Source organism: Azospirillum baldaniorum (assembly GCF_003119195.2).
Lineage (GTDB): Bacteria > Pseudomonadota > Alphaproteobacteria > Azospirillales > Azospirillaceae > Azospirillum > Azospirillum baldaniorum.
This window is the reverse complement of the sequence record NZ_CP022253.1, coordinates 2627279-2642431: the sequence shown is the minus strand read 5'-3', so window position 1 is coordinate 2642431 and position 15153 is coordinate 2627279. Positions and strand designations below refer to the sequence as shown.

The 15153-nt window shown below is 67.8% G+C and carries 13 protein-coding genes; 7 read left to right on the top strand and 6 right to left on the bottom strand.

What is annotated here, in order from left to right:
* Positions 1-8: 8 nt before the first annotated feature.
* The 4 genes from Sp245p_RS12450 to Sp245p_RS12435 all read right to left on the bottom strand — a co-directional run bounded on the left by Sp245p_RS12450 (position 9) and on the right by Sp245p_RS12435 (position 4779).
* Positions 9-416 (bottom strand): hypothetical protein, encoded by a 408-nt coding sequence (locus tag Sp245p_RS12450; protein WP_041810921.1) that lies wholly within the window; start codon positions 414-416, stop codon positions 9-11.
* Between the two features lie 78 nt (positions 417-494).
* Entirely contained in the window at positions 495-1601 is a 1107-nt protein-coding gene (locus Sp245p_RS12445) for an alpha/beta fold hydrolase (protein WP_014239602.1), read from the bottom strand.
* Between the two features lie 84 nt (positions 1602-1685).
* Complete coding sequence (locus tag Sp245p_RS12440) at positions 1686-2132, bottom strand: excinuclease ABC subunit A (protein WP_041810922.1); 447 nt, start codon at positions 2130-2132, stop codon at positions 1686-1688.
* Between the two features lie 316 nt (positions 2133-2448).
* Positions 2449-4779 carry a hybrid sensor histidine kinase/response regulator gene (locus Sp245p_RS12435; RefSeq protein WP_014239606.1) on the bottom strand — a complete coding sequence of 777 codons (2331 nt, stop codon included), beginning with the start codon at positions 4777-4779 and terminating at the stop codon, positions 2449-2451.
* Positions 4780-5195: 416 nt separating this feature from the next.
* Between Sp245p_RS12435 and Sp245p_RS12430 the strand changes: the two genes are divergently transcribed.
* The 7 genes from Sp245p_RS12430 to lipA all read left to right on the top strand — a co-directional run bounded on the left by Sp245p_RS12430 (position 5196) and on the right by lipA (position 13572).
* Entirely contained in the window at positions 5196-7130 is a 1935-nt protein-coding gene (locus tag Sp245p_RS12430) for a sigma-54-dependent Fis family transcriptional regulator (protein ID WP_014239608.1), read from the top strand.
* Between the two features lie 175 nt (positions 7131-7305).
* The gene (locus tag Sp245p_RS12425; RefSeq protein ID WP_014239609.1) at positions 7306-8364 is read left to right on the top strand and encodes an ATP-NAD kinase family protein; all 1059 of its coding nucleotides are present in this window, start codon (positions 7306-7308) and stop codon (positions 8362-8364) included.
* Between the two features lie 54 nt (positions 8365-8418).
* Complete coding sequence (locus tag Sp245p_RS12420) at positions 8419-9402, top strand: thiamine pyrophosphate-dependent dehydrogenase E1 component subunit alpha (protein ID WP_014239610.1); 984 nt, start codon at positions 8419-8421, stop codon at positions 9400-9402.
* A gap of 41 nt (positions 9403-9443) precedes the next feature.
* Positions 9444-10475 (top strand): alpha-ketoacid dehydrogenase subunit beta, encoded by a 1032-nt coding sequence (locus tag Sp245p_RS12415; protein WP_014239611.1) that lies wholly within the window; start codon positions 9444-9446, stop codon positions 10473-10475.
* A gap of 18 nt (positions 10476-10493) precedes the next feature.
* Positions 10494-11627, top strand: a complete 1134-nt coding sequence (locus Sp245p_RS12410; RefSeq protein WP_014239612.1) for an acetoin dehydrogenase dihydrolipoyllysine-residue acetyltransferase subunit — start codon at positions 10494-10496, stop codon at positions 11625-11627.
* 60 nt (positions 11628-11687) lie between these two features.
* Positions 11688-12473, top strand: a complete 786-nt coding sequence (locus tag Sp245p_RS12405) for an SDR family NAD(P)-dependent oxidoreductase (RefSeq protein ID WP_014239613.1) — start codon at positions 11688-11690, stop codon at positions 12471-12473.
* Positions 12474-12654: 181 nt separating this feature from the next.
* Positions 12655-13572 (top strand): lipoyl synthase, encoded by a 918-nt coding sequence (gene lipA / locus Sp245p_RS12400; protein WP_014239615.1) that lies wholly within the window; start codon positions 12655-12657, stop codon positions 13570-13572.
* A 176-nt stretch (positions 13573-13748) separates the two neighbouring features.
* Here lipA and Sp245p_RS12395 read toward each other — a convergent pair whose 3' ends face one another.
* Positions 13749-14510 carry a glucose 1-dehydrogenase gene (locus tag Sp245p_RS12395; protein ID WP_014239616.1) on the bottom strand — a complete coding sequence of 254 codons (762 nt, stop codon included), beginning with the start codon at positions 14508-14510 and terminating at the stop codon, positions 13749-13751.
* 91 nt (positions 14511-14601) lie between these two features.
* Positions 14602-15138: an MFS transporter gene (locus Sp245p_RS35700; RefSeq protein ID WP_246119762.1), complete on the bottom strand. Its 537-nt coding sequence runs from the start codon at positions 15136-15138 to the stop codon at positions 14602-14604.
* Positions 15139-15153: the final 15 nt, after the last annotated feature.

The following is a 15153-nucleotide window of genomic DNA, read 5'->3' as shown; positions in this document are numbered from 1 at the left end:
GGCCGGACTCAGTGTTTGGCTTGGCGCAGGCGCCGTTCGATCTCGTCTTCCAACGCGCGCACCAACTTGTTGTAAGCGTGATGAACGGTTTCACCACGCTCCCGCAGGTTGGTCGTGGACACATGATCGATGGTGTAACTTTCATGCGAATACCGGATTTCGACGACCGCCTCGTGGTCCTTCCATGCCTTCGTCGCCAGAATCTCACCGGGCGCCTTCCACTCCGCGGACCAGCCGCGGTCGGTCGCCGCCTCCATGATCGTCCGCTGGAGCGCCGCGGCGGGCAGGTCGCGCGATGCCGCGGGGATGGGGTGGTCGGTTACCCTGTAGATGGGTTGCCGACGGCTGCAGCCGCCGAGCACGGCGACCGTCGCGAGAATTAGGAAAAGCGCGCGGATACCGGTCTTCAAAGTCATGTCCTGCCGTTTCCGGACGCCATGGGGGCGAATCGGGACCCTATCATGACAGGGTCACGTTGTGGATAGAGGGGTGCATCAATTTTGCGGTGCGGTGGCCGGCGTAGGCAGGCGGTTGCCGGTCTTGCCGTCGATGGCCGGCTTGGGAGGGCGTGGGGCGGCCACCGCCCGGGGCGGGGGGCAGCCGCGGTGCGGTCTGGTCATCAGGGCCGGGCATGCCTGCGCGCGCGCGTCGGCACCGCTTGGCAGGGCGCGCCGTGTGTCGGACACCCATGAGGCCACGTCCTGCGTCACCCGGTCGCCGTCCAGCGTGCGCATCAGCAGGTGCCGCCCTTTCGGATAGAGCGCGATGCGCGTGTCCGGCGGCAGGGATCTGGCCAATGCCGCCACCCCGTCGCGCGGCACATGGACATCCAGGTCGCCCAGCATCAGCAGCACCGGAACGTCCACCTTGCGTGCCTCGAAACGGGCGTCATGCATCAGGTCCACGATGCCGGCCAGCGTCTGGAAGCGCGTCCGATGGATGATCAGAGGGTCCTCGCGCATGCGCCGCAGAACCACGGGATCGTCGGTGGAGGGGGTGGCCACCCGAAGCGGCGGCACCGTCACGTCGGGCACCAGCGAACCGAGGATCATGGCCGCATCCAGCGTCACCGTCGCCCGGAAGCCGGTGCCCCAGACCGCCGGAGCGGACAGCACGATGCCGGACAGCAGTCCCTGTTCCGCCCGCGCCGCCGCCAGCACGACGACCGCCCCGCCCATGCTTTCGCCCAGCAGATAGACGGGCACGCCGGGATGGCGTTCGCGCGCCAGCCTGGACAGCGCGACGACATCCTCGGCCATGCGTTCTCCGCCGTACCAATGACCGCGCTCCATGGCCTTTCCGAAGCCACGCTGGTCGATGGCGTAGGTGGCGATGCCCGCCTGCGCCCACAGCCGCGCCGGCCGGTCGAACGCGAGGCCGTAATCGTTCATGCCGTGGACGGCGACGATCACCGCGCGCAACGCGCTCTCCGCCTGCCAGGTGTGAAGCGGTATCGGCGCGCCGTCGTTCGCGATCATCGCCCCGCCCATCAGCATCGGAGTGGTGATCGCCGCCGACGATGGCGGCGGCGGATCAGCGGTGCAGGCGCCGGTCAGCACCGTCGTTGCAAAGGCCACCGCCAGCAACAGCCGACGCCGCATCGCTCGCTCCTCGTCTTCCATATCCGCCCAGGCATCATCCGCCCCGGCATCGCTGCGGCGGCCGCAAGGCCCATGACGGCAGCTCTACTTGGCGCCCAATTTCACCACGGTTCCCTTGAGCGCCACGCCTGCCATGATGTTGCCAGCGCCGCACATGTACTCCGTGTTGCTGTTCGTCTCCGTGTTCTTGTAATTGCTTTTGATGTTGATCACCGCATCACCGCCCTGTTTGCGGGCGCGCTCCTGCAGTTCCAGAACGGCGCTGAGGAAGACCCACTCGCAGGCTTCCCGATCGGTCTTGTTGAAGGCGTTGGTCTTCTTGTTGGTCGCCCATTCGCCGAGGTTGGCAACGGGCTTGGGATGCTTCTGCTCACCGAAATAGAGCCTCACGCCCCTGTCCAACTTTTCCTGAGCTGCGGCTGTGCTGAGGGCAGCTTCCACCGGGAACATGAGGCGTTCATCGCGCGCTAGTGCCGGGAAACTAGTAGCAACGATTGTGGCGATCAGCGTTAATGCGGCGGTGCGGTTCACGAATCCTCTCAGGGTGGGAGCTGTTCATAGGGCGCTCTATTTTAAGGAGAGCCGCTGGCTACGCAACCGCTTTCAAAGATTTTCGGTCGGCAAGCGCACTGAACCGCGCCGGGTTAGTCGGAGGTCATTTGGCTTGAGTCACGCCGCCAAGGCGATGCCCTCGGTTCGGGCATGGTCGCGGGCTTCGACCGCGACGGGAGGAATGTTGCCGATGGGTTCGAGCAGGCGCCGGTGGTTGTCCGGGCGCCGCATTGCTCACCGACGGAAACTGTTCACGTCTCCCGCGCCCGCTTGGCTCACGTTCGGGCGGCTCCCGCTACCCCGCCAGCAGCTTGGCCACGGCCATGGCGAGTTGCTGTTGCGTGTACGGCTTGGCAAGCCGCGGGACATCGATGACGGTGCCGTCGGGGAGATCCGCGTAGCCGGTCACCAGCAGCACCGGCAGGTCGGGGCGGATCCTGTGCGCCTCGCACGCGAGTTCAGCCCCCGTCATACCGGGCATCGCGTAGTCGGTGACGAGCAGGTCGATGTCCTGGTTCCCTCTCAGCACATCGAGCGCCAGCGGGCCGGCGTTCGCCTCGAGAACGGTGTGGCCGAGATCGGTGAGCATGTCGACGGTGCTCATGGCGATCAACGCGTCGTCATCGACAACGAGGATCGTGGCCGAGGCCGCTTCCACCACCGGTTCCTCAGCCGGTTCCGTGGTCGGCTCGGCGGCTTCGGCCGGCGTGGCGGCCACCGGCAGCCACAGTTCCGCGAGAGTCCCCCGACCGGGCGCGCTGGACAGCCGAAACGCCCCGCCGGACTGCACCGCCAACCCATGCACCATCGAAAGCCCGAGCCCCGTGCCCTTGCCCACGCCCTTGGTCGAGAAGAACGGCTCGACGGCCCGCGCGAGCGTGTCCGCGTCCATGCCCATGCCGGAGTCCTGAACGCTCAGGCGCAGGAAGGGACCGGATGCGCGCCCGCCGCCCGCTGCGGTTCCGGCGGCTTCGGTGACGTCGAAGGTGAGCGTGCCGCCCTCCGGCATGGCGTCGCGGGCGTTGACCGCCAGATTGAGGATCGCCAGTTCGAGCTGGTTGGGATCGACCAGGGCCGGCGGCAGTGCGGCGGGCACCTTCAGGCGCACCACGATGCGCGGGCCTACCGAGCGTTCCAGCAAATTCCTCATGTCGTCCAGAAGGGCACCCAAGGCAACCGGCTGCGCCTGCAGATCCTGTCGTCGGGCGAAGGCGAGAAGCCGCTGGGTCAGCGTCGCCCCGCGCTGTGCACCCTGCATGGCGCCGCTGATCAGCCGTTTGGCCTTGGGGTCGGTGGACAGGTGCTTGCGCAGCAGATCGAGGTTGCCGAGCACCGCCATCAGCAGGTTGTTGAAGTCGTGGGCGACACCGCCGGTCAACTGGCCCACCGCCTCCATCTTCTGCGCCTGATGAAGCTGCTCCTCGGCGGAGTGAAGCGCCGCCGTGGCCGCCTCCTCGGCGGTGACGTCGCGGCCGACGCCATGCAGGTGGCAGCCGTCCGGATCGGGAGAAAGAACCCAGGCGATCCAGCGCCAGGAGCCGTCCGCCGCAAGAATTCGGTACTTGAGTCGCATGGGGTTGCGGCGGTCGCGAAGCTCGTCCAGCGCCGCCCTCACCAGCCCGGCATCATCCGGGTGAATGATCTCGCTGTAAGGACGCGCGAGCAACGCCGCATGCTCATGGCCCAGCAGGCGCGACCAGGACGGGCTGATCCGCAGCAGGCGGCCGTCGTAATCGGCGTAAACGAGGAGGTCCTCGCTGAGTTCCCACAAGTGGTCACGCTCGCGGGTGCGTTCGGCGATCCGCTCTTCCAGGGTGGCGTTGAACCGCTTCAGCGCGTCTTCGATCCGCTTGCGCTCGGTGACGTCCTTGAACACGATGGCGACACGCCGGTCCTCGGCACCGCCCACCTTGAAGACGTAAAAGTCGAACCAGGCGCGCAACGGCTTCGCGTACAGCTCCGCACGGGTGGCCTTGCCGGCGCGCGCGGCGCGGCCGAAGACCTCGTACCAATGGGGCTCGAAGGACGGATCGATCTCCCGAAGCCGCCGCCCGACGATATCCTGCCTCATCAAGCGGGTCGCGGAGGGGTTCGCCTCCAGGAACCGGATGTCGACCGGTCGGCCGGCTTCGTCAAAGAGGACATCGCCGAGCAGAAAGCCCTCGTCCATCGCCTCGAACAGAAGGCGGTATTTGGTCTCGCTCGCGCGGATGGCCGCGGTCCTCTCGACGATCTTCCTCTCAAGCTCTTCGTTGGCGTGGGCAAGGGCGGCGTTGGTGACCTCCAACTCCTCCAAGGCGACCTGCAACTCCTCGGCCGTGCTGGCGTCCCGGAAGTGCCGGTCGCGCACCGTCGTCTCGAACTGACTCAAGAGCATCCGGGAGATCGCCTCGCGTTGCTCGGCCTCCGCCCGCAAACGGGCCACCTCGCGGTCGCGGTCGATCAGGAGCGCCTGGAGACGGTCGCTCTCTCGGGCCAAGCGCGTGGCCTCATCGCGGGCGTCCTCGGCCGCGGTGATCGCCTGTTCCAGCTCATCGTCATACCGGGCGGGTGGCCGGGGGGACGGCCGGGTGGACGGCCGCGTGCTCCCCTGTGCGCTTCCCCCGGCGTGCGGATCTCGACTCATGTTCCTGGCCCCCGATCCGAACGCTTAGGCTGCCTTATGGCCGATGAGCCCCGAGAATGAAGGGTCCGAAGGCAGGCCGGTGCGTCGGCAAGTTGCTGTCCCGCATGGTTCCTGGCTTTAACAGTCGATCGCCGTAGCTTTCACCATGGCCTTTGGTCAGCGGGACGCCGCCGGAGCGTTGCGCATCCTTCACCTCCAAATCGGAGGTGGTCCTCCACCGTCAGGTCCCGCGGCGCTCACGCTGGCACGAAAGCCGCCGGAATCTGAACAGTCCCAGCCGGGAAGCTCATTTCCGGGCCGCGGTGCAGGTGCCGGCAATACCTTTGCACAAATTGCCTGTGAGACGAGGCGCTTGATATATTGCTCCGATTTGGCTGACCAGATCAGAGCGATTGCGCTCCAGGGAGGAAACGCTGATGGAGAACGCCAAAGCGGCGCACATCAACGAATTGGTCCGCGTCTCGGAAGGGATCGCGTCGAAGCGTGACGCCATCATCACCGCATCCTGGCGCCGGTGCGTGGCCGACCACAAGCTGGATCCGACCGTCCGGCGCGAGGCCTACATCCTCCCGCACGAGCGTCTGTGCCTGCACCGCGACGCGATGGACGAGTTCCTGCGCATGGCCCGCTTCGGTCTGGAGGCGCTGTATCACCAAGTGGCCGGCATGGGCTACGCTCTGCTGCTGACCGACAGCAACGGCGTCACCGTCGACTTCATCGGCGACCGGGCGTCGGACGACGACCTGCGCCGGACCGGCCTCTATCTCGGCGCGGACTGGAACGAGGGACGGGCCGGCACCTGCGCGGTCGGCACCTGCATCGCCACGGGCGAGGCGTTGACCGTCCACCAGACGGACCATTTCGACGCGACCCACATTCCCCTCACCTGCACAGCGGCCCCGGTGTTCCACAGCGGCGGCGGGCTTGCGGCGGTGCTGGACATCTCCGCGCTCCGTTCGCCGGAGCCCAAGATCAGCCAGTATCTGGCCCTCCAACTGGTCAAGGCCTACACGCACAAGATCGAAAATGCCAACCTCTACAACAATTTCCGCCGGGAGTGGGTGGTCAAGCTCTCCGCCTCCCAGGAGTTCGCGGAAGTCGATCCGGACTTCGTGATGGCGCTGGACGGCGCCGGGCGGATCATCGGCTTCAATCACCGCGCGTGGCAATTGCTGGCCGGGGAGGGGGAGGGGCGGGAGGATCTCATCGGACGATCCTTCTCCGACCTGTTCGACTGCCAGGTGGACGATCTGGTGCGGTTCGTGCGCTCTCTGCCTACCGACCAGCGCACCCTCCATCTGCGGCGCAGTGGGACACCCCTGTTCGCGCAGGCGATGCCGCCGCCGGCCATCGCCGTCCCGCGTCCACGCAAAGAGGACGAGGGAAACCTGCCCAAGCCGCTCCAGGCGATGTGCGGGGATGATCCGGCGCTGAAAGCGGTGCTGACGCGCGCGGCGAAGCTGGTGAACACGCGGATGAGCCTGCTGATCCACGGCGAGACCGGCACCGGCAAGGAACACCTTGCCAAGGCCCTGCACCAGTCGAGCGTGCGCGCGGCCAAGCCCTTCGTCGCCGTGAACTGCGCCGCGCTGCCGGAGGCGCTGATCGAGAGCGAGTTGTTCGGTTATGAGCCCGGCTCCTTCACCGGAGCCACGTCGCGGGGGAAGAAGGGGCTGATCCTGGAGGCGGACGGCGGCACGCTGTTCCTGGACGAGATCGGCGACATGCCGCTGTCCTCGCAGACACGCCTGCTGCGCGTCCTGGCGGAGCGGGAGGTCACCCCCATCGGCCGCACCAAGGCGGTGTCGGTGGACGTGCGCGTCATTGCCGCCACCCACCGCGATCTGGTCGAACTGATCAAGGCCGGGACGTTCCGCGACGACCTGTATTTCCGTCTCAACGGCGCGGTGTTCACCGTGCCGCCGCTGCGCCAGCGCGGCGACCTCGACTGGCTGATCGACCGGCTGCTGGCCGAGCGGGCGGAGCGGGACGGCATCGGCTACACCATCGCCGCTCCGGCGCTGGCGGCCCTGCGCGCCCACGGCTGGCCCGGCAACGTGCGCGAACTGGTGAACGCGCTCGACTACGCCTGCGCCGTCTGCACCGACGGGCTGATCGAACTGATGGACATTCCCGACCCCGTGCAGCGCAGCGGCGTGTTCGAGGCGTGGCCGGCGAGCGCTCCGACGCCCGCCCCGGACAGCGCTGACCCCGCCGTCCGCCTGCGCGAGGTGTTGCGCCGCCTGCACTGGAACGTGTCGGCGGCGGCGCGGGACATGGGCGTGGACCGCTCGACCATCCACCGCCAGATGCGCCGTTTCGGCATCGTCCCACCGCACCGGCTGGATTGAGGCATGCAACACCTGTTGCAACGCCCCTGCAACAGGTCATGCAACAGGTGAGGTGATCGCAACACCGCCACTCGTCGTGCAAACCGTTGCGGAACCAGGATAGTCAGCCACACGCACATTTGGCACGGCTCTTGCCATACACCCCTTCAAAGCATCGAAGCGAAGGGGAGGACGCGTGGCACCGGTCATCGGCATCATTGCCAATCCAGTATCCGCACGCGACATCCGCCGGGTCGTCGCGAACGCGGCGAACCTCCAGATCACGGATCGCGCCAACATCGTCCTGCGGGTGCTGGCCGCGCTGCGCGCCTGCGGGGTCACCGACGTCCTGATGATGCCGGAGCATGGCGGCATCGGGCGTCATGTGGCGCGCGGGCTGTCACGGGCGGCGGCGCACGGCGAGGCGCCCTATCCCGCCATTCACCCGCTGCCCATGCCGGTCACCGGCACCGTCGCCGACACCCATCGGGCGGCGGACGGGATGCGCCGGGCGGGAGTCGCCGCCATCGTCGTGCTGGGCGGCGACGGCACGCACCGCGCCGTGGTGGCGCACTGCGGGGCGGTGCCAGTGGCCGGCATCTCCACCGGCACCAACAACGCCTTTCCCGAACACCGCGAGCCGACCATCACCGGGCTGGCGACCGGCTTGGCCGTGACCGGGCAGGTGCCGGCGGACATCGCCTTCGCGGCGAACAAGCGCATCGACGTGTCGCTCAACGGCCGGGTGGAGGAGATCGCGCTGGTCGATGTCGCCCTGGTGACCGAGCGCTACGTCGGGGCCCGCGCCCTGTGGAAACCGGACAGCTTCCGCGAGCTGTTCGTCACCTTCGCCGACCCGGAGGTCATCGGCATGTCGGCCATTGCCGGCCTGCTGGAGCCGGTGACGCGGGAGGAGAGCGGCGGGCTGATGGTGCGTCTCGGCACGCCCGCACCCGGCACGGCGGCGTCCGGCATGACGGTGCTGCGCGCGCCCATCGCGCCGGGGCTGATGGCCTCGGTCGGCGTCGCTGACTGGCGCCGCATGCCGGCCGGCGTGCCCTTCGTGCCGGAGGTGAAGGCCGGCTCCATCGCGCTCGACGGCGAGCGGGAAATCGCATTCTCGGCGCAAGACCGCGTGTCCCTGACGCTCCGGGACGACGCCTTCCGCACCGTGAACGTGGGCGGCTGCATGCAGCACGCCGCCCAATACAGGCTGCTGACCGGCGCCCCGGCGCCGGTCACGGCCGAACTTTGAAAAACCCGCCTTTAAAAACCTGCCTTTGAAAAACCTGACAAGGGAGAAACGTCCGTGACCAACAATCCTTATCCACTCGACAAAGCGGACCTGCTGCAAGCCTACCGGACCATGCGGACCATCCGCGAGTTCGAGGAGCGTCTGCACATCGACTTCGCCAAGGGCGACATTCCGGGCTTCGTGCACCTCTACGCCGGTGAGGAGGCCTGCGCCACCGGCATCATGATGCACCTGAACGACAACGACCGCATCGCCTCGACCCATCGCGGACACGGTCATTGCATCGCCAAGGGGGTCGATGTCCACGAGATGATGGCGGAGATCTACGGCCGTTCCACCGGCGCCTGCCGGGGCAAGGGCGGGTCGATGCACATCGCCGACCTGTCGAAGGGCATGATGGGCGCCAACGGCATCCTGGGCGCCGGCGCGCCGCTGATCTGCGGGGCGGCGCTGGCCGCCAAGTTCCGGGGCGACGGCGGGGTCGGCATCACCTTCGTCGGCGACGGCGCGTCGAACCAGGGCACCTTTCTAGAGAGCATGAACCTCGCGGCGGTGTGGAACCTGCCGGTCGTTTTCGTGGTCGAGAACAACGGCTACGCCGAGTCCACCGCCATGGAATGGGCGGTTTCCTGCGACAGCTACATCGACCGTGCCACCGGCTTCGGCCTGCCCGGCGTGACGGTGGACGGCACCGATTTCTTCGCGGTGCACGAGGCGGCCGGCGAGATCATCCGGCGCGCCCGCGAAGGCGGCGGTCCGGCGCTGCTGGAATGCAACATGGTCCGCTTCTACGGCCATTTCGAAGGCGACGCCCAGACCTACCGCGCCAAGGGCGAGGTGGAGACCCTGCGCGCCAACCGCGACTGCATCAAGCTGCTCGCCCAGCGCCTGACCGAAACCGGCACCGTCGCCCCCGCCGAGCTGGAGGCCATCGACCGCGAGGTGAACGCGCTGATCGAGGACGCCGTGCGCTGCGCCAAGGCGGCCCCGCTGCCCGTCGCCGCCGACCTGCTGAAAGACGTCTACGTCGCCTACTGAGCGGCCCACGCCAAAAAACGGCATTCACCGGAGGAAACACCATGTCCCGCAAAATCAGCATGAAGACGGCGATCAACGAGGCGTTGGACCTCGAAATGCGCCGCGACCCGACCGTCATCCTCATGGGCGAGGACATCGTCGGCGGCACCGGCGCGCCCGGCGAGGACGACGCCTGGGGCGGCGTGCTGGGCGTCACCAAGGGCCTGTTCGCCAAGCACGGCGACCGCCTGCTGGACACGCCCCTGTCGGAATCCGCCTACATCGGTGCCGCCATCGGCGCCGCCACCTGCGGCATGCGCCCGGTCGCGGAGCTGATGTTCATGGACTTCATGGGCGTCTGCTTCGACCAGATCTTCAATCAGGCGGCCAAGTTCCGCTACATGTTCGGGGGCAAGGCGGAGACGCCGGTGGTGATCCGCGGCATGGTCGGCGCGGGCTTCCGCGCGGCGGCCCAGCATTCGCAGATGCTCACCCCGCTGTTCACCCACATCCCGGGGTTGAAGGTCGTCTGCCCGTCGAACGCCTATGACGCCAAGGGCCTGCTGATCCAGTCGATCCGCGACAACGACCCGGTCATCTTCTGCGAGCACAAGAACCTCTACGGCCATGAGACCGAGGTGCCGGCGGAGTCCTACGCCATCCCCTTCGGCGAGGCGAACGTGCTCCGCGACGGCGATCACGTCACCATCGTCAGCTACGGCCTGACCGTCCACCGCGCCATGGAGGCCGCGGACGCGCTCGCCAAGGACAAGGTGGAGGCGGAGGTCATCGACCTGCGCACCCTGTCGCCCATCGACTGGGACACCATCATCGACAGCGTGGAGCGCACCGGCCGGCTGGTCGTGGTGGATGAGGCGCACCCGCGCTGCAACCTCGCCACCGACATTTCGGCCTTCGTGGCGCAGAACGCCTTCGGCGCGCTGAAGTCCGGCATCCAGATGGTGACGCCGCCGCACACGCCGGTGCCCTTCTCGCCCTCGCTGGAGGATCTCTACATCCCCAGCGCCGAGGCCGTCGCCGCCGCCGTCCGCCGCACGCTGGCCCCCTCGCCCCGCAGCACCCTCGCCGCCTGATCCCGGAGCCGCTTTTTCATGACCACTCTCAACGAGCGTATCAAGCCCATCGTCATGCCCAAATGGGGCCTGTCCATGTCGGAGGGCAAGGTCACCGGCTGGCTGAAGCAGCCGGGGGCCACCGTCAACCTGGGCGACGACCTTCTGGAGGTCGAGACCGACAAGATCACCAACGTGGTCGAGGCCGGCGAGACCGGCGTCCTGCGCCGGGTGCTGGGCGAGCCCGGCACCGTCTACCCGGTGAAGGCGCTGATCGCCGTGCTGGCTGAACCCGACGTGCCGGACAGCGACATCGACGCCTTCATCGCCGGCTACGCCGTTCCTGCCGCCGATGGCGAGGAGGACGGGGCGGATGCCGGCCCGCGCTACGAGTTCGCCGAGACGGCGGCGGGCACCATCCGCTACGCCAAGCGCGGCGACGGGGCGACGACCGTGCTGCTGGTCCACGGCTTCGGCGGCGACCTCGACAACTGGCTGTTCACCATCGACGCCCTGGCGGAGGGCGCCACGGTCTACGCGCTGGATCTGCCGGGGCACGGCCAGTCCGCCAAGACGCTGCCCGACCCGACGCTGACCGGCCTGTCGAAAGCGGTGCGGGACTTCATGGACGCGGTGGGCATCGAGGCCGCGCATCTGGTCGGCCATTCGATGGGCGGTGCGGTGTCCATGCGCACGGCGCTCGACGCGCCGGAGCGGGTGGTGTCGCTGTCGCTGATCTGCTCGGCCGGCCTGGGGCGGGAGATCAACCAGGACTACATCGCCGGCTTCATCGATGCGACCTCGCGCCGCGACCTGAAGCCGGTGCTGGAGACCCTGTTCGCCGACGCCGGCCTCGTCAGCCGCCAGATGACCGACGACCTGCTGAAGTACAAGCGGCTGGACGGCGTGGACGGTGCGCTTCGGGCCATTGCGTCCTCGATGTTCGAGAACGGGGAGCAGACGGCCCTTCTCGGTGAGGCGGTCGGGGCCGCGAAGGTGCCGACGCTGGTCGTGTGGGGCGCGGAGGATCGTGTCATTCCCGCCGCCCACGCCACGGCGCTGGGCTCCGCCGCGCGGGTCGAGGTGGTCCCGAAGGCCGGTCACATGGTGCAGATGGAGGCGGCCGGGACGGTCAACACCCTCCTCAAGGACCACGTCACGAAAAACGCCTGACCTTTCCACCCGTCCGGCCGGCTTGCGGCTCTCCCTCAAGCCGGCCCTTGGAGACGCACCATGTCCAACCTCAAGGACAAGAGCATCATCGTCACCGGCGCCGGCCGCGGGATCGGCGCCACCATGGCCCGCGCGCTCGCGGCCGACGGCGCGCGGCTGATCATCGCCGATCGCACGGAGGAGGATGCGAAGACGGTGGCGGAGTCCATCCGCGCGAAGGGTGGCGACGCCGTCGCGGTCACGGTGGACGTCCGCGACCGCGCCGCCGTCCGCCGCATGATCGACACGGCCGTCACCTCCTTCGGACGCCTCGACGTCCTCTTCAACAACGCGGGCGTCGCCCAGACCAAGCCTTTTCTCGATATCACGGAGGAGGATTGGCGTTTCGTCACCGACGTCAACGCGCTGGGCGTGCTGATCGGCATGCAGGAGGCGATCAAGACCTTCCGCGCGCAAGGCGGGGGTGGAAAGATCATCAACACCGCCTCCATCGCCGGGAAGCAGGGGTACGAACCGCTTGCCCATTACTCGGCCAGCAAGTTCGCGGTGGTTGCCTTGACCCAGGCGGCCGCGCGCGCCTTCGGCAAGGAGAAGATCACCGCCAACGCGATCTGCCCCGGCGTCGTCGCGACGGAGATGTGGAAGATCATCGACAAGGGCTTCCGCGACACCGGCCTGACGACGGCCGAGGACGAGGCGTTCAACCATTTCGCGGCCGGGGCCGTGCTGGGCCGTCCTTCGACGGCGGAGGATCTGGTGGGGGTGGCGCGCTTCCTCGCCTCGTCCGATTCCGACTTCATGACCGGCCAATCCCTGCTGGTCGACGGCGGGATGGTCTTCGCCTGACCGCAACCCGGCGATATCGGGGCGACGCGCACCGTTCAACGGCAAAATTGGCAACGACTTAATTGGAGGAAACGAACATGATCGTCTCGCGCGGGTTCGAGGAGCTGGTCCACAACAAGGACCGGCACATGAAGATCATCGTGCAGCCGGCGGCCCCGGCCGTCGCGGCGGGCTAACGGCCATGCCCGCGTCACCCACTGCGCTTGTTCATCAGGCCGAGAAGCCGGCTTGGCTTCGGGCCCGCGCGCCGTCCACCGGTGCCAATGAGGACACCCGCGCCCTCGTTCGCCGGCATGCCCTGCACACGGTCTGCGAGGAGGCCGCCTGTCCCAACATCGGCGAATGCTGGAGCAAGCGGCACGCGACGGTGATGATCCTGGGCAGCGTGTGCACGCGGGCCTGCGCCTTCTGCAACGTGGCGACCGGACGGCCCGACGCGCTCGATCCACAGGAACCGGACCGCCTGGCGGAGGCGGTTCTGGAACTCGGCCTGCGTCATGTGGTCATCACCTCGGTGGACCGCGACGACCTGCCGGACGGCGGAGCCCGGCAGTTCGTGCGTTGCATTGAACGGGTCCGCGCCGTCTCGCCCACGACGACGATCGAGATCCTGACTCCCGACTTCCGCAACAAGACGGGAGCCATCGAGACCGTCGCCGATGCCCGGCCGGACGTCTTCAACCACAACCTGGAAACCGTGCCCCGCCTGTACGCGACGGTGCGGCCGGGGGCGCGCTACTATCACTCGTTGCGCCTTCTCGATCAGGCCAAAAACCGGCACCCGGAGATCTTCACCAAATCCGGCATCATGCTGGGCCTTGGCGAGGAGCGCGCCGAGGTGCTTCAGGTCATGGACGATCTGCGGGTGGCGGGCGTCGATTTCCTGACCATCGGCCAGTATCTGCGGCCCACGCCGCGCCACCACCCGGTGGCGCGCTACGCCCCGCCGGGGGAGTTCGCCGAATACGAACGAGTAGCACGGGCCAAGGGTTTCCGGATGGTTTCGGCAAGCCCGCTGACCCGCTCCTCCTACCACGCCGAACAGGACTTCGCGGCGTTGGTGCGAAGCGCAGGGCAACCGATCCCAACAGGGCGGTGATGATCGCGGGATCGCTGCGCAGGGTATCGCCGTCGTCGGCATCGGCGTACCCGGCAGCGATCAGCAGGGCGCGGGTCCTCTATGCAGCGGGCCAGACGCTCGCACAGGCCGAGGCGCTGATATGATCTGTGTTGGTACGGTTCGTCGAGGGAAGGGCCCAACGCCGATCCCGTTGCTCACTTGCCGCCGGTGACATCGAGGAACGTGCCGGTGATGAAGGAGGCCTCGGCGCTCGCCAGCCATAGGATCGCCCGCGCGACCTCCTCGGGCTGACCGCCTCGTCCCATGGGGATCGAGTCCTTGACTCGATCCACCCGTCCCGGCTCTCCGCCGCTCGCATGCATGTCCGTGTAGATGTGCCCGGGGCGGATGCAGTTGACGCGGATGCCCTCCCGCGCGACCTCCTTGGCGAAGCCGGTCGTGAAGGTTTCAAGGGCACCCTTCGAGGCGGCGTAGTCGACATATTCGTTTGGACTGCCGAGCCGGGCCGATGCCGATGAGATGTTGATCACCACGCCGCCCCGCCCGTTGTGGCGATACGACATGCGCTTCGCTGCCTGCTGCGCGCAGAGGATCGGGCCGATCGCGTTGACCGCGAAAATGCGCTGCATCCGCTCGAAGTCGAGATCCTCGGTCCGGGACTGCCGCGCAAGCACCGCGGCGTTGTTGACCAGGACGTCGATCCGGCCGAACTCCCGGTCGATCGCGGCGAACAGTTGGGTGACCTGCGCCGGGTCCGCGCTGTCGGCGCGCACGGGCAAAGCCCGGCGCCCCAGAGCTTCCACATCCGCCGCCACCGCACGGGCCGCGGACTCGTTGGCGACGAAGCTGATTGCGACATCGTAGCCCTGGGCGGCGGCAAGCCGTGCGGTCGCCGCGCCCATGCCACGCCCGCCGCCCGTTATCAGAATCAGCGGCGCCTGAGGGATGGTGTTCATTGGAAGAACCTTCATGCGGTGGCGGGAAATTCGAGCGGGGCCGGAAGCGACGGAATGCCGGCGGCTCATTGCCGGCCTTGGCCAATCCACCTCAACTCCGGTGCCGGGAGACGCCGGCCTGCCCGTACGGTCCCGCGGTGGAGTTGCTCAGATGGGGCCTCAGCGTCAGGACAAGCGGAACGATCAGGGCGGCGGTCGCCGCCGAAGCCAGCACACCAATCGTCTGGGTGCTGTGATCGGCAATCGCGCCGTAAAGGATCGGTGCAACGCCTCCGGAACCGATCACACTCGTGTAAAAAACTGCGAAAGCCCGGCCCGTATCGCCGTCGGAAAGCTCCGGCACGGTGCCGTAGAGCACCGAAGAGGTGCCGTTGAGCACGATGCCGAGCAGCGGCAGCAGGATGAGCGTCGGCGTCAACGGCGTGAGCAGCGTCGCCGTGATCAGCAAGGCCGTTGCGGCTTCGGTCAGCATGACGCTGCCGACGACCCCCAGCCGCTCCCCGAGCCGGCTGCACGTCGCCTTTCCGAACGCACCGCCGATGAACAGCAGGGCGAGCGCGATTCCGACCGTCGCCGAGTCTCCACCCTGTCCATGGATGAGGAAGGGCAGAAACAGCAGATAGCCCATGCGGGTCGCCGTATC

Excerpts from the sequence above, each read along its gene's own strand:
- Sp245p_RS12395 (WP_014239616.1), bottom strand. The coding sequence starts at position 14,510 with ATGAACACCATCCCTCAGGCGCCGCTGATTCTGATAACGGGCGGCGGG.
- Sp245p_RS12405 (WP_014239613.1), top strand. The coding sequence starts at position 11,688 with ATGTCCAACCTCAAGGACAAGAGCATCATCGTCACCGGCGCCGGCCGC.
- Sp245p_RS12415 (WP_014239611.1), top strand. The coding sequence starts at position 9,444 with ATGTCCCGCAAAATCAGCATGAAGACGGCGATCAACGAGGCGTTGGAC.
- Sp245p_RS35700 (WP_246119762.1), bottom strand. The coding sequence starts at position 15,138 with ATGGGCTATCTGCTGTTTCTGCCCTTCCTCATCCATGGACAGGGTGGA.
- Sp245p_RS12450 (WP_041810921.1), bottom strand. The coding sequence starts at position 416 with ATGACTTTGAAGACCGGTATCCGCGCGCTTTTCCTAATTCTCGCGACG.
- Sp245p_RS12435 (WP_014239606.1), bottom strand. The coding sequence starts at position 4,779 with ATGAGTCGAGATCCGCACGCCGGGGGAAGCGCACAGGGGAGCACGCGG.
- lipA (WP_014239615.1), top strand. The coding sequence starts at position 12,655 with ATGCCCGCGTCACCCACTGCGCTTGTTCATCAGGCCGAGAAGCCGGCT.
- Sp245p_RS12445 (WP_014239602.1), bottom strand. The coding sequence starts at position 1,601 with ATGCGGCGTCGGCTGTTGCTGGCGGTGGCCTTTGCAACGACGGTGCTG.
- Sp245p_RS12410 (WP_014239612.1), top strand. The coding sequence starts at position 10,494 with ATGACCACTCTCAACGAGCGTATCAAGCCCATCGTCATGCCCAAATGG.
- Sp245p_RS12430 (WP_014239608.1), top strand. The coding sequence starts at position 5,196 with ATGGAGAACGCCAAAGCGGCGCACATCAACGAATTGGTCCGCGTCTCG.